The 14,706-nt window shown below is 52.4% G+C and carries 11 protein-coding genes; 4 read left to right on the top strand and 7 right to left on the bottom strand.

Annotation, left to right across the window (positions count from 1 at the left end; all coding sequences use genetic code 11):
- Nucleotides 1-157 precede the first annotated feature (157 nt).
- A complete protein-coding gene (gene cwlD / locus LX24_RS12880) occupies nucleotides 158-964 on the top strand; it encodes an N-acetylmuramoyl-L-alanine amidase CwlD (RefSeq protein ID WP_166512556.1) in 807 nt (268 codons plus the stop codon).
- Nucleotides 965-1,092: 128 nt separating this feature from the next.
- Here the strand turns inward: cwlD and LX24_RS12875 are convergent, their stop codons facing one another.
- A complete protein-coding gene (locus LX24_RS12875) occupies nucleotides 1,093-3,765 on the bottom strand; it encodes a cation-translocating P-type ATPase (protein ID WP_166512555.1) in 2,673 nt (890 codons plus the stop codon).
- Nucleotides 3,766-4,084: 319 nt separating this feature from the next.
- Between LX24_RS12875 and LX24_RS12870 the strand changes: the two genes are divergently transcribed.
- Nucleotides 4,085-4,657, top strand: a complete 573-nt coding sequence (locus LX24_RS12870; protein ID WP_243131744.1) for a YqaA family protein — start codon at nucleotides 4,085-4,087, stop codon at nucleotides 4,655-4,657.
- Between the two features lie 50 nt (nucleotides 4,658-4,707).
- On the opposite strand, the gene LX24_RS12865 is transcribed toward LX24_RS12870, so the two are convergent.
- The 6 genes from LX24_RS12865 to LX24_RS12840 all read right to left on the bottom strand — a co-directional run bounded on the left by LX24_RS12865 (nucleotide 4,708) and on the right by LX24_RS12840 (nucleotide 12,161).
- Nucleotides 4,708-5,322, bottom strand: coding sequence for a TetR/AcrR family transcriptional regulator (locus LX24_RS12865; RefSeq protein ID WP_166512553.1), 615 nt, complete (start codon nucleotides 5,320-5,322; stop codon nucleotides 4,708-4,710).
- A gap of 131 nt (nucleotides 5,323-5,453) precedes the next feature.
- Nucleotides 5,454-7,208 carry an acyl-CoA dehydrogenase family protein gene (locus LX24_RS12860; RefSeq protein ID WP_166512552.1) on the bottom strand — a complete coding sequence of 585 codons (1,755 nt, stop codon included), beginning with the start codon at nucleotides 7,206-7,208 and terminating at the stop codon, nucleotides 5,454-5,456.
- Between the two features lie 119 nt (nucleotides 7,209-7,327).
- Nucleotides 7,328-8,503 (bottom strand): thiolase family protein, encoded by a 1,176-nt coding sequence (locus tag LX24_RS12855; RefSeq protein ID WP_166512551.1) that lies wholly within the window; start codon nucleotides 8,501-8,503, stop codon nucleotides 7,328-7,330.
- A 14-nt stretch (nucleotides 8,504-8,517) separates the two neighbouring features.
- Nucleotides 8,518-10,941: a 3-hydroxyacyl-CoA dehydrogenase/enoyl-CoA hydratase family protein gene (locus tag LX24_RS12850; protein WP_166512550.1), complete on the bottom strand. Its 2,424-nt coding sequence runs from the start codon at nucleotides 10,939-10,941 to the stop codon at nucleotides 8,518-8,520.
- Nucleotides 10,942-11,314: 373 nt separating this feature from the next.
- Nucleotides 11,315-11,602, bottom strand: coding sequence for an EscU/YscU/HrcU family type III secretion system export apparatus switch protein (locus tag LX24_RS12845; protein ID WP_166512549.1), 288 nt, complete (start codon nucleotides 11,600-11,602; stop codon nucleotides 11,315-11,317).
- A gap of 4 nt (nucleotides 11,603-11,606) precedes the next feature.
- Nucleotides 11,607-12,161, bottom strand: a complete 555-nt coding sequence (locus LX24_RS12840) for a hypothetical protein (RefSeq protein WP_166512548.1) — start codon at nucleotides 12,159-12,161, stop codon at nucleotides 11,607-11,609.
- 353 nt (nucleotides 12,162-12,514) lie between these two features.
- On the opposite strand from LX24_RS12840, the gene LX24_RS12835 reads away from it, so the two are divergent.
- Both LX24_RS12835 and amrA read left to right on the top strand, forming a co-directional pair.
- Complete coding sequence (locus LX24_RS12835; protein ID WP_166512547.1) at nucleotides 12,515-13,192, top strand: LysE family transporter; 678 nt, start codon at nucleotides 12,515-12,517, stop codon at nucleotides 13,190-13,192.
- Between the two features lie 82 nt (nucleotides 13,193-13,274).
- The gene (gene amrA / locus LX24_RS12830) at nucleotides 13,275-14,684 is read left to right on the top strand and encodes an AmmeMemoRadiSam system protein A (protein ID WP_166512546.1); all 1,410 of its coding nucleotides are present in this window, start codon (nucleotides 13,275-13,277) and stop codon (nucleotides 14,682-14,684) included.
- Nucleotides 14,685-14,706 lie beyond the last annotated feature (22 nt).

Genomic DNA, 14,706 nt, shown 5'->3' with positions numbered 1-14,706 from the left:
AGTAAAACCGGGACCACCACATACAGGTGGTCTTTTTTTTTGGTTTCGAAAGCTTTGCGTGCACACCGCAGCTTTTCCTCATATCCCGTTTATCTCCTGCATATTTTAGAACGGGGGATGGGTACGGACCCCTTTAAGTGCGGGAGGGGATAGGTAAATGCTTCGGGTTATCCGGGTAAAGATACGTTTTTTATTGCTGGTAGTTATTGTAATGGTAGCGGTTTATTATACGGTACAGGGCATTGCGAATAATTTGGAAAACCGCCGGGTGGCCACGCTGTCCTGGTCGGTGGCCAACAAGGTTATTGTTGTCGACCCCGGACACGGTGGTATTGACCCGGGTTCAACAGGAGCCACCGGAGTACTGGAGAAGGATATCACCCTGGCTGTTTCGCGCAAGTTGAGCACTGTGCTGGGCCAGGGCGGTGCCATTGTGTTAATGACCCGGGAATCCGATACTGATCTCAGTGATGCGGACGGCGGCAAATTAATTACCCGCAAAAGACAGGATTTGTCAAGGCGGGTAGCCCTGGCCAATGAACGCAATGCCGATGCCTTTATCTGCGTGCATGTCAACAGTTTCAAGTCCGGTCCCAAAGAACACGGGGCACAGACATTTTACCAACCCGGTTCCGAAGAAGGGCAAAGATTGGCCATGGCCATACAGGGTGAACTGGTGCGGTTGTTAAAAAACACCACCCGCCGGGCCAAAGCCGTGGATTATTATACCACCCGCAATGCCAAAATGCCGTCGGTAATTGTGGAAATTGGTTTTATTAGTAACCCCGGTGAAGAGAAGTTGATGTGTGACGAAGATTACCAGGCGAAACTGGCTTACGCGATATATTCGGGCCTGGTTAAATATTTTGCTGAGGAGGCCACACCCACCAGTGGCTCGGTGGATATGGAGAAGGCTACCGAGACCTTTATGCACAACGAGGGCAAAGATTTCGGAGCTCCATAGAGGGGTCAGGCTTAAAGTTTATTAAAGTAACTTGCTATTGAAGGTGCCAGGTGTTTTAAATACCTGGCACCGAATTTTTACTTTTCAAACAAGCCTTTCAGAAAGCCTGTGTAAAAAATGAATCCCGGCTAAGCCGGGTCATATAAAAACCTCATCCGGTTCATAATTTGAATTACCGCCACCGAAGCTACAGTGGCAATCACTACAATTATTAAATTCTCCAAGGTAAGCGGCACGGTTTGCAGCACGCGGTTTAAGAGGGGCATGTAGACGGCCAGTGCCAGCAAAGCTAAAACAAGGGCAATGGCCCCCCAAATTAAGGGGTTACTGAACAGTGAGCGATCCAATTTGATTATCCCGCCCATGCGCACGTTGAAAACATGAAACAACTGCACTGTCGCCAGGGTGACAAAGGCCACGGTGCGGGCCTCGGCCAAATCGCCGGTGGCGCCCAAGGTGAACAGGTAGCTGCCTAAACTAACCAGCGCCAGTACCGTACCCTGTACCAGCAGGCGCAGCTTGAAACGGTTGGTAAGGATATCCTGACCGGGGTTCCGGGGGGGGCGACTCATGATACCGCGCTCCGCCGGTTCCCAGCCCAGGGACAGGGCGGGGAATACGTCGGTCACCAGGTTCAGCCATAATATCTGTAAAGCCACCAGGGGCAAAGGCACACCCATAAGCAGTGCCACAAAAATGAGGATGATTTCGCTGAGGTTGCAGGAAAACAGGTAATGAATGAACTTGGTGATATTGTCAAATATGACCCGCCCCTCTTTAACGGCCCGGATAATGGTGGCGAAGTTATCATCCGCCAGCACCATATCGGCCGCTTCCTTGGCCACCACGGTGCCTTCCTGGCCCATGGCGATGCCGATATCGGCTTCCTTTAAGGCCGGGGCGTCATTTACGCCGTCCCCTGTCATGGCCACAATCGCACCTTGCTTTTGCAAGGCTTCCACAATTTCCAGCTTATCTTTGGGGTTAACCCGGGCAAATATGCTGGTGTGGGCCAGTTCATTGGATAATTCCATTTTAGACATGTTTTGCAGTGACGAGCCGTGGACAACATCAGTGTGGGTCAGTCCCAGACGGTCACCGATGGCCCGGGCGGTTTCAGGCTGATCTCCGGTAATCATTATGGTACGTATACCCGCCTGGGATGCTTCTTCAATGGCTTGCTTTGCTTCCTTCCGGGGTGGGTCCATAATGCCGGCCAGGCCGATTAACACTAAATCCCGGTAAGGCTCTTCATCCACAGTATCCACCGGGCGGTAGGCTACGGCCAGCACCCGCAATCCCCGGTGGGCCATTTGGTCGTTGGCCTCCTCCACCTGCTGCCATACCTGCCGGTCCAGGGGTACCCGGGCACCGTCCTTGAGCATTGACGTACAGCTTTCCATAATTACTCCGGGCGCACCTTTGGCCATCACCAGCATTTGCCCGTCCGGCATCCGGTAATAAACGGCCATGCGTTTTTCATCGGAGTTGAAGGGAATTTCCTTTAATTCCTTATACCCGGAGCGCCTGGCGGTTTCAGGATTAAAACCGCCCTTCATGGCGGCCACCACCAAAGCACCTTCGGTAGGATCACCCACCACATCCCACTGGCCTGTGTCGTTTCTATTAATTGAGGCGTTACTGGCCAGGGCACCGGCTATGAGAAACAACTCCAAATCGCCCCGCACCTGTTCCCGGTGATTACCGTCCAAAAAACCACCTTCTGGTTTATAACCGGTGCCGGTCACTTTGACGGCTCGCCCGCCCAGCCAGATTTGCTCCAGGGTCATTTCATTTTCGGTGAGGGTGCCCGTTTTGTCGGTACAAATTACAGTGGTGGAACCCAGGGTTTCCACCGCCGGTAAACGCCGGATGATGGCGTTTTGTTTGGCCATACGGGTCATGCCGATGGCCAGGGTAATGGTGGTCACGGCGGGCAGGCCTTCGGGTACGGCGGCTATGGCCAGAGCAATGGCTGTCTCCAAAACCTCAATAACCGGCCGGCCCATGGCCATGCCCACCGCCGCCATCAAGGCCGCAATGGCCAGGCTTATGCCGGCCAGTGAGCGACCTAAAGCGGCCATCCTCTTTTCCAATGGGGTTTCTTCGCCACCGGTTTGCTCCAGCAGGGCGGAAACACTGCCTATTTCCGTGCGCTGGCCTGTGGCGGTAACCACGGCGTGCCCCACGCCCCGTACCACCACGGTGCCCATGTAGACCATATTTTTACGGTCTCCCACGGGCAAGTTTTCCTGTTCCAGTACATCTGTTTTTTTGTTTACGGGTTGAGACTCGCCGGTTAAAGAAGCCTCCACCGTGGCCAAATTTTCAGCCTCTACCAGCCGGGCGTCGGCGGTTACCTGGTCACCCTCCTCCAGAACCAGAATATCGCCGGGCACCAGTTGCGCCGCGTCAATTTCCTGTAATTTACCGTTGCGGATTACCTTGGCCGTGGCCGTGACCATCTTTTTTAAAGCATCCATGGCCTGTTCCGCCTTGTATTCGGTAACAAAGCCGAACATGGCGTTCAGCACCAGCACCGCCACTATCGCCACAGCTTCAACATAATCCCCCAGTAACAGGGAAATCGCGGTGGCACCCAGTAATAATACCATAATAATATTACGGAACTGGTTCACCAAAATGACCCAGGGAGAAATGCCAGCATGCTCTTTGAGGCGGTTCTCCCCGTATTCCGCCAGGCGGCTTTGCACTTCTTCACCGGTTAGGCCGTTCTCCGCGTCTGTGTTCAAATGGGCAATTATATCCTCAAATTTCAGTGTATGCGGGTGTTTAATCACCGGTTGTCTCCCCCTGTAAGAAATTTGCCTGACTGCAATCCAACTATCCTTTATAATGGCCGCCGGTGACCCGTTCAATGCATTGGGGTTGGTAATATGATACTGTACAGTAAGGGTGGTATAAGATACAATATAAGGACGATGGCCGGAGATATACGTGTACAAAAAGCATGGTGACCCGGGGTTGATTGGATAGAAACACGGTTTTTATACTGGTACCAGTGTAAAATTAGTAGCCAGGTGAATAATTTAAGTTTAGTAAACATACCGGGAGTGTATATAAATATGATGTGGCCAGGGCAGGGTGCATAGCGTGTTTATGGGAACGGAACAGATATTGTCGGTTTTGGAGCAGTATGGAGTATGGGGTTTGGCGCTAATGACCTTTTTGGATTCATTCATCAGTCCCATACCGCCCGAGGTGCTGTTTATACCCTTGTGTTTAGTGAATCCCGAAGTCGCTTTGGGGCTGGCATCAATTACCACCACCGTTTCCGTCATCGGAGCCATGGTGGGGTACTGGGTGGGACAAAAGGGTGGCCGGCCGTTGTTATTGCGGTTTTTTCGCCGGGAGAAGATTGCCCGGGCCGAAGATATTATCAATGCCTACGGGGCAATGGCAGTACTAATTGCAGCCTTTACCCCCATACCTTTCAAATTGATTACCATAACCTCGGGGGTGCTGGACTTACCCTTAAAAAAGCTGGTCTTTTGGTCCACGCTGGGCCGGGCTGCCCGCTTTTTTTTGGAAGCCTGGCTGATTATGGTATTTGGCCGGGCTGCAGTTAATTTCCTGGAGAGTTCAAATTTTGCCATACTGACTCTGGTCATTGCGTTTTTGGGGCTAGCCCTTTATGTAGCCTGGCTAGTCTATCGTAAAAGGACCGGTTAAAAATTAATACTTTAAACATAAAAAAAGCCGGGAGATAAACTCCCGCTTTTTTAAATGCTAAAGGGTTCAATTTTGCCGTCCTGTGCCAGGGCACGGGCCAGTAAATAATAAACCGGTTCAATTTGACTGGCCAGGCTATATTGATGAGTGGACATTACCCAGGAGGTAGCCACTTCATCCATGGTACCGAAGATCATCTGTCTGGCCAGCTTATGGTTGACATCTTGCCTGAAGGCGCCGCTGGTTATTCCTTCGACAACAATTTCCTCAATAATGTTGAAGTAAAGCTTGAGTGGTGCTGCAATTCCTTTGCGAATAGAGTTTTCCGACTGGCGCAGCTGAATTTGTACCACCAGAGCCAGATTGCGGTCGGACTCCAACCGGTTGAAATGCAGGTGAATTAGCCTGGCCAGCTTGATAAAGGGGTTTTTTAAGTCTTTTAATTCGTGCCGGGCTCCGGCGGTAAATTCACCCATTTTAATTCTAAACAATGATATCAGTAAATCTTCCTTGTTTTTGAAGTACAGGTAAATTGTACCGTCAGCTACCCCGGCTTCCCGGGCAATTCTTGATACCTGGGAGTTATGGTAGCCATTTTCCGCAATAACCTTGACGGCAGCTTCAATGATGGCATAATATTTTTCTCCGGTCCGTTTGGCGGCCATGTGCCACCTCCTCCCATTTTTTAAAGGCGCCTGACGGGAGTTTGTAAAAGCTAAACTCTTACAAACTCCTGTTATTGAGAACCACACTTGGTTTAGTACATGGTGTTTTTAAAAGGGCGCCGATAGGGTAATTAAACTACGTATTTGCCAGCGTCCAGAACTTTGGCGGCAATTTTCTGCTTAACGCCGATCAGGTTGATGGGTGTGTACTTGGCCAGGCGTTTGGCGATGCTCAGGTTGGTGCGCAGCATGTCGCCGTTTTCAAACATATAAGCCAGTGCTTGCTTGGCCCAGGCATCGAATTTGGGGAAGGCGTCATACACATAAGCCAGTGCCAGTTCCACTTTGGTTTCAGCGTTTTCCGGGTCTGCGGCAAGGGCTTTTTTGGCCCGCAGCACTGCGCTCTCCATGGCGTAAATTTCAATGACCATGTTAGCCATGATTTCAATGATTTCCTGTTCTTTGACGATCTTCTGCATGTACTTTTGGGCTGCGGTACCGCCAACCAGCAAGAGCAGTTTCTTGGCCCGGTTGATGATGTCCATCTCAATTTCAAAGGGTGCCTCGTCCCCGGTGGGGGTTTTTGCCCTTAACGAAGTTACTTCGGCGGCCAGTGCCTGGGCGGCCTGAAGCAGGGGCAGTTGACCCTTCATGCCGCGGCGGAGCAATGTACCGGGTATGATCAACCGGTTAACTTCGTTGGTGCCTTCAAAGATACGGTTGATCCGGGCGTCACGGTAGAAGCGTTCCGCCGGGAACTCCTGGGTGTAACCATAACCGCCGTGAATTTGCACGGTTTCGTCGGCGGCGTAATCCAGAGTTTCTGAAGCGTGTACCTTGGCAATGGAGCATTCAATGGCGTAGTCCTCGATGGCGGCACCGATTTCTTTGCCGTCGGTTTTTCCTTCCAGGGCTTCCTCAATATTACCCACCAGGCGGTAAACCAGGCTTTCAGAGGCATATGTTTTAGCAGCCATTTGGGCCAGTTTGTTTTTAATCATACCAAACTTGGCGATAGGCATGCCAAACTGCTGGCGCTCCATGGCATACTTGGCTGCCAATGCCAGTGCGGCTTTGGCGGAACCCACGCCACCGGCACCCAGTTTGTAGCGACCGATGTTTAAAATGTTAAAGGCAATGACATGCCCTTTGCCTATTTCACCCAGCAGGTTTTCCACGGGCACTTTGGCATCTTCAAATATCAGCGAGCAAGTGGAGGAACCCTTGATGCCCAGTTTCTTTTCTTCGGCGCCGATGGAGAAGCCGGGGGTATCTTTATCCACGATAAAGGCGGTAAATTTATCACCGTCGATTTTGGCATAAGTGACAAAAACATCGGCAAACCCGGCATTGGTGATGAAAATTTTCTCGCCGTTTAAAATATAGTATTTACCGTCTTCACTGAGAACAGCCTTGGTCCGGGCACCCAGCGCGTCGGAACCTGCCATGGGCTCGGTCAGAGCATAGGCGGCTACCAGTTTACCGGTGGCCAGGCCGGGCAGGTATTTTTTCTTTTGCTCTTCATTGCCGAAAAGCACGATGGGTAGTGAACCGATACCGGTGTGGGCACCGTGGCTGACGGCAAAGGAACCGCCGGTGGATACGTTTTCGGTGATAATGGCGGCGGATATTTTACCCATTTCTCCGCCTTCATATTCCTCGGGAATGTCGGCGGACAGCAGGCCCAACTCACCGGCCTTTTCCAGTATGGAACGCATCAAGCCTTCCTTTTGCTGGTCCAAATCCTCGATGTTGGGCTGTATTTCGTTTGCAACAAAATCAGCCACAGTATCGGCGATCATTTTATGCTCATCGGAAAAATCCTCTGGAGTAAAAATCTCGTTTGGGTCGATATCTTCCAGTAAGAACATAGCACCCTTTTGCATTTTCGTTACCCCTTTCTTATTTTGGTCATTATTTAGTAAACAGTCAAGAGTACGGTGTGAAAATGTGCCCCATGCCATGGCCATGCACGGCATGGACACATTTTACCTGTCGATAGTTATTAAACCATTTCAAATACAGCGGCTGCGCCCATTCCGCCGCCGATGCACATGCTTACCACACCATAACGGGCATTTTGCCGTTTCATTTCATAAACCAACTGGGTGGTCAGCTTGGAACCGGTGCAGCCCAGCGGGTGGCCCAGGGCAACGGCGCCGCCGTTGAAGTTTATCTTGGCGGGATCCAGTTCCAGCACCTTGATGCAGGCCAGGGCCTGTACAGCAAAGGCTTCGTTCAATTCAAATACGTCCACCTGGTCCTTGGTGATACCGGCCAGTTTAAGTGCTTTGGGAATGGCCACGGTGGGTCCCATACCCATAATTTCCGGCGGGCAGCCGCCCACGGCATAGGAGCGGAACACGGCCAGTGGTTTTAACCCCAGAGATTCGGCCTTTTCCCTGCTCATAATCATTACCGCGGCAGCGCCGTCACTGGTTTGGGAACTGTTACCCGCAGTAACCGTTCCGCCCGCTTTAAACACCGGGCGCAGCTTGCTCAGAACTTCCATGTTGGTACCGGGCCGGACACCTTCGTCGGTATCAAAGATAACCGACTTTTCCACCAGTTTACCCTTGGAACGGGTTTTATTGGTTACGGTGAGGGGCACGATTTGTTCTTTGAAGCGGCCTTCTTGAATGGCTTTGGCCGCCTTGGCGTGACTGGCCACGGAAAATTCGTCCTGCTCTTCTCTGGAAATATTGTACTTTTCAGCAACGTTTTCAGCAGTTAAACCCATGCCCATATATGCTTCGGGGCAAATACTCATTAGATCCGGGTCCGGCATGCATTTGTTTCCGCCCATGGGTACCAGGCTCATGCTTTCCACGCCGCCGCACAGGTATACATCAGCAAAACCCGCCATAACCCTGGTGGCACCGATGGCGATGGACTCCAGTCCTGAAGAGCAGAAGCGGTTAACTGTGGCACCGGCCACGGAATTGGGCAGGCCGGCCTTTAATACCAGCATGCGGCCTACGTTCATACCCTGCTCGGCTTCCGGGAAGGAGCAACCGAATATAACGTCATCTATTTCAGCGGGGTCAAGGCCGGGTGTTCTTTCCATCAAGGCCTTGATTACCTCGGCACCCATGTATTCCGGCCGGGTGTTTTTCAATGTACCCCGGGGTGCCTTACCCACTGCGGTACGTACTGCACTGACAATTACAGCTTCTCGCATTATTCCTACCCCCCTTAATTCCTCAGTGGTTTGTTGTACTTCAGCATGTGTCTCATCCGGTCGAGGGTCTTGGGCTCACCCAGCAGGCTCAGGAAGGCTTCCCTTTCCAGATCCAGCAGATCCTGCTCGGTAACCAGAGTGCCCGGTGTTACGCCACCGCCGGTGACGATATAAGCCACTTTTTTGGCAATCTTGGCATCATGTTCACTGATTTGCTTGCCCCAGAGCATGGTTTGGATACCCAGTTCAATGGCGGCATAACCCGCATTGCCAACGGCTTTCATCTTTTGAGGCTGCAGCGGGGTAAACCCGGCGGCTGCCATTTCCAGAACCATACGCTTGGCATCGCCGATGATCCGGTCACGGTTGGGGCTGACCCGGTCGGTGGGCCGCATGTAACCGAACTTGATGGCTTCCTGGCCGCTGGTGGCCACTTTGGCCATGGCGATGTTTTCAAAGGCCCGGTTGATCATGGGCTGCACCGTGTTGGTACCGCCGACATTAACCACGCTGGCGGGGGGCATTAACTCCGCGGCACGAAAAGCCAGTTCTTTGCAGCCGCCGCCGCCCGGTACCAGGCCGACACCCACTTCCACCAGACCCATGTAGGTTTCGCCCGCTGCGTTAACCCTGTGGGCATGCAGGCAAACTTCGCAGCCGCCGCCCACGGTCATGCCGTGGGGTGCCGCCACCACGGGTTTTTTGCAGTACTTGAGGCGCATATTGGCTTTCTGGAACTCATCCACCATGATTTCCAGTTCATCAAACTCGTCGTCCTCGGCTTCCATTAAGATGAGTAACAGTTTGGCCCCCACCGAGAAGTGCTTGCCGTAGTTACCGATGACCAAACCTTCGTAGTTCCGTTCCACTTCTTTAACCGAGTAGTTAATCATATTGGCGATATCGTCGCCGATGGCATTGGCTTTGCTGTGGAATTCCAGGCAAACCACGCCGTCGCCGATGTCAATGAGGCTGGCGCCGCTGTTGGATTTAATAACTTTATTTTGTTCTTTAAGGGGTGCCAGGAAAATAACCCCTTCGGGAATCCGTTCCTGGACAGTTTCCTTGGTGTCTTGATGGAAATAATAACGGTAGCCGTCCTTTTTCTCGTAGAAACTGGTCCTGCCGGAGGCCAGTAAATCTTCCACCACTTTGGGCACGGTGCCGCCTTCGGCTTTGATGCGGTCGGCCACTTCTTTTACGCCCAGGGCGTCCCAGGTTTCGAAGGGGCCGAAATCCCAGTTGAAGCCCCAGCGCATGGCGTCGTCAATGGACTGTATATTATCGGCTATTTCGCCCAGCAAGTTGGCGGCGTAAACAATGGTGTCCACGGTTACCCGCCAGGCAAATTCCGCGCCCTTATCCTTGCCGAACAGCAGGGCTTTCATTTGCTTGGGAGTTTTGCCGGCCTGCTTGGCGGCTTCCAGGGAAGCAAACTTGGGCTTCTGCTTGGGCCGGTATTCCATGGTATTGTAGTCCAGCACCAGTATTTCGCGGCCCTTTTCAGTTTTAACCTTTTTATAGAAACCTTGCTTGGTTTTGTCGCCCAGCCACTTGTTCTCCAGCATCTTCTGGAGGAATTCCGGGGTTTCAAAAACAGCCTTTTCCTTGGGGTCGGTGGCCACGTCGTAAACGTTTTTGGCCACGTGCACCATGACATCCAGGCCCACCATGTCCAGGGTGCGGAATGAGGCGCTCTTGGGACGGCCCAGGACGCGGCCGGTCAGTGCATCCACCTCTTCCACGGTCAAGCCGTATTCCAGCATGGCTTTAATGGTGGCGCACATGCCGTAAACACCGATACGGTTGGCGATGAAGTTGGGGGTGTCTTTGCAGATGACGACACCCTTGCCCAGTACCCTTTCACCGAAGTCTTGCATAAACTCCATCACTTCAGGCAGGGTTTCGTTGCAGGGAATGAGCTCCAGCAGTTTCATGTAGCGGGGCGGGTTGAAGAAGTGGGCGCCCAGGAAGTGCTGTTTGAACTCTTGAGATAGTCCTTCGCACATTTTATTAATGGAAATACCCGAGGTGTTGGAAGCAACGATGGTCCCCGGCTTGCGGACGGCCTCAACCTTTTTAAACAGGTTTTGTTTGATATCCAGCCTTTCCACGACCACTTCGATAATCCAGTCGCATTCGGCCAGTACATCCATGTTGTCCTCAAAGTTGCCGGGAGTTAACAGAGCTGCGTTTTCCGGTACATATAACGGTGCCGGTTTTGCCTTGATCAGGGCAGCGATGGCATTGGTGGCCAGGCGGTTTCTTACCTGAGGACTTTCCAGGGTAAGTCCCTTTTTCTCTTCATCGGGAGTTAGCTGGTTAGGCACGATGTCCAGCAAATAGGTGGGAATACCCACATTTGCCAGGTGCGCGGCAATGGTGGCACCCATTACTCCGGCTCCCAGGACCGCGGCCTTGTTAATGCTGCGCTTCATCTTCCGGTTCCTCCTTTTACTGCATTATTTGCTTGCTGTACCCGCACGGCGGGGTGCGGGTTGTTGACAAAAAAGAAATGAATTGGATGGCTTTATAAATGACTGAACGTTCAGTCATTGTATTAATATTAAGATATTTCATTTTAATAAAAAAATCAATAGTACACCAGGGTTGCCAGGAACCGCTCGGGACCAATGAACGACCATTCACTGTTAAATTATAGCCATTGAGATATGAAAAACAACAGCTCGCGGTAAAAAAGCGCAATTTTGCGTCCTGAAAATTAAAATGGGGAAAGCAACTGCGGGGCGTTACACAGGTATCAACCATGCAAATTTTTGGACACCGGGCACCGAATTACCGCGCTGGAATTTATTTTTGGGCATCCAGGCGGGCGACAAAGATCAATATCTGGGCTACAACATCATATAATTCCGGTGGTATTTCCGTGTTTACCCCCAGTTTATACAGCGTTTCGGCGAGCCTGGCATCTTCATAAACCGGTACGCCGTGGTCTTCAGCCATTTCCCTGATGGCGCGGGCCAAATCACCCCGGCCGGCGGCCGTTACCCGGGGGACCTGATCTTGACCCGGTTGGTACTGCAGTGCGGCGGCATAGTGATTGGCTATATTCCTTTTATCGTTGCGTTTGTTGTCCATTTAGCTACACCTTTCGATCCAGCAAAGCCGGGGAGGCAAATTCAGCCCGGAGCTTGCGTAGTTTTTGATCCAGAACGGCACAGTGAAAGGTAATTTGAGCAAAGCCCAGTTGCTGTACCTGCCGCTTCAACTCTTCTGCGGCGGTGGTGAGCCGGGCGGCAATACTTTCATTTTCGACGCGGCAGGCTATATGTATTGCTGTATTCCCACGCTGGGTAAGCACGAAGAATAGCTGTCCCAGGCTCATTGTGGCCAAGCTGAATACAATGCCGGTTTCTTCTCTATATTGTTTATGCCCGGGGTCACCGGTTTTGCGGAAAACAAAAAATTGGGTGTCCGGGTAAAGCGATGTCTTTACTGGCAAGGGTAGTAGTAACGGTTCACCACCTTCCGCCTGGCGTTGCCTGGGGGTTGCTTCTGTTTCCGGTGTAGATGTAAACAGCGATGAGGGACGCGGTATGGTTTTATTCGCAACCGGTTCCCGGGGCGTTTGTTTCTGGTTTTGCTGTTCGCTTAAAATGATATTAAGCAATATCGGTAATACGCCGGAAATCTGCATGTGTAGCCACTCTACCTTTTCCTGAAAAAGTTTGTCCGAAAAGCAGGGCTTGGGCACCTGCGTAAGCATCGCAAAGGCGAGCCAGTGTATAGACATAAACGGGTTTCGCGCACATTTTGGAGCAGTCCCTCAAATAAGAGTTGTGCTGGCTAATTACTGGTTTGATATTAATTCCTTTACCTGCTTCCCTTTTCCTGCCGGGTATGATAGGAATTGTACATTATAACTAAAAAGGTATGAGTATTATAACCGCTTGGGCCAACCTGGCAGGTTTTGCCGGTTAATTGGCGAAATTAATAAACAGGTGATTGCATGACGGGTGGTTTAATATAACTTGGTTAGGGGTATAAAATATGGAATTAGGGACAATTTTCTGGACGGCGCTGGTGGTTGGCTTTTCCGGAGCCATCATGCCGGGGCCGCTGTTGACGGTAACCATTGGGGAATCCGTCCGGCGGGGTTTTATTGCCGGGCCGCTGTTAATGGTGGGGCATGCCCTGCTGGAAATTCTACTGGTACTGCTACTGGTGTGGGGGGCGGCAGAGCTATTGATGTCGGACCGGGTGCATACCGCCATTGCTTTGGTGGGCGGTTGTTTTTTGATTTACATGGGCCAGGCCATGTACCGGGACGCCCGGGCAGGCAAGGTTACACTGCAACTGGCTACTGCTGAGAAAAGGGTTGCCGGTGATGAAAAGCTTCCCGGCGACCGGCCAGCCAGTGGCCGGTTCAGGCTGCACCCGGTACCGGCGGGCATTTTGGTAAGTCTGTCCAACCCGTACTGGAGCCTTTGGTGGGCTACGGTGGGGCTGGCCTATATCACCACCTCCATGACCCGGGGTACAGGCGGGCTGGTGGCATTTATGAGCGGGCACTTGTTGTCTGATTTTATTTGGTACGGGTTGGTGGCGGGTGCGGTGGCCGGCGGCCGGCGTTTTTTGAGCCAGCGGTTTTATCGTGGTGTGATAGTGGTTTGCGGGGTGTTTTTAGTGGGGCTGGGCGGTTATTTTGTATACCAGGGTCTCAGTTAAAACACAATATATGGCATATACCGAATATTAAAGGAAAGGAGTTGATTACCCGTAGCGGCCTGTCCGTATTACGGGTATACCTATGCCTGTTGTTTTTTGTGGTATTTGTCCCCACCCGCCGGTGATGGTGCCCGAGGTGGGACAGGGCCGGGACGAAGATGTATCACACACCAAAGGGGCTATGCTGGAATTGGGGAGGCGGGTCAGTGATAGCGGTGCGGACACGCTGGTGATGATTACTCCTCATGGTGCTGTGTTCAGCGATGGCATTGGCATTAATGCAGTAAAGAGACTCGAGGGTGACCTGGGCCGGTTCGGTGCTGCCGGGGTGCGCTTTGCACTGAACAATGATGTGGAACTGATGCAGGCCATTGGAAAGGTGGCCGCCGGGAAAGGTATTACGGTGGCTGCTCTGGACAATGCCTTGGCCGGCCGCTATGGTGTATCCACCGGGCTGGATCACGGTATTACGGCACCCCTTTATTTTATCCGGGAGGCCGGTGTAAACCTTCCTCTGGTGCATGTATCCATGGGGCTGCTGCCCTTCCATGAGCTATATGCCTTCGGTGTGGCGGTGCGGGAAGCTGCTGACCAATTGAACCGCAAAATAGCGGTATTGGCCAGTGCGGATCTTTCCCACCGGCTGACCCCGGATGCGCCGGCGGGCTATCATCCCGCCGGGAAGGAGTTTGACAGCCGGTTGGTGGAACTGGTGGGGGCGGCGGATGTGGAAGGTATATGCGGTTTGGATCCCGAACTGGCGGAAAATGCCGGGGAGTGCGGGCTGCGTTCCATCATTATGATGCTGGGTACCCTGGATGGGGTTACGATAGGAAGTGAGGTACTGTCCTATGAAGGACCCTTCGGGGTTGGCTATATGGTGGCTGCACTGGTGCCCGGTGCCCGGGATGATAACCGCTTGTTTCTTGGAAAACTGCGGCAAGCCGCGCTGTACCGCGCCGGGGCCAAAAGGGCGGCGGAAAGTTTTCCCGTGCGGCTTGCCCGACAGGTACTGGAGCGATATTTCAGCGGTGCAAAGAATAAACTGTTTGACCCGGCCCAGGTGCCGGAGGAATTTAAAAACAACCGGGCCGGGGTGTTTGTTTCACTGAAAAAACACGGCCAGCTCAGGGGTTGTATCGGTACCATCGCTCCCACATATAATACTATAGCGGAGGAAATTGCCCATAACGCCATTAGCGCGGCTATTCGGGATCCCCGGTTTAACCCGGTGGAACCGGGGGAATTGCCGGAACTGGATATATCAGTGGATGTTTTAACCGACCCCGAGCCGGTGCAGGGGCTAAATGAACTGGATCCCCGCCGTTACGGAGTTATCGTCTCCGCGGGGGGCAGGCGGGGACTGCTGCTGCCCGATCTGGAAGGCATTAACACTGTGGAGGAACAAGTGAACATTGCCAGGCAGAAGGCGGGCATTGGACCGGGAGAGGCCGTGCGGTTGGAACGTTTTGAGGTGGTAAGGTACCGGTAGGTTCCTGTTCCAGTATTATATA

Origin of the sequence: Desulfallas thermosapovorans DSM 6562 (genome assembly GCF_008124625.1) — a bacterium.
GTDB classification, from domain to species: Bacteria; Bacillota; Desulfotomaculia; order Desulfotomaculales; family Desulfallaceae; genus Sporotomaculum; species Sporotomaculum thermosapovorans.
The sequence above is the reverse complement of the archived record's forward strand: the minus strand, read 5'-3'. Positions and strand labels throughout refer to the sequence as shown.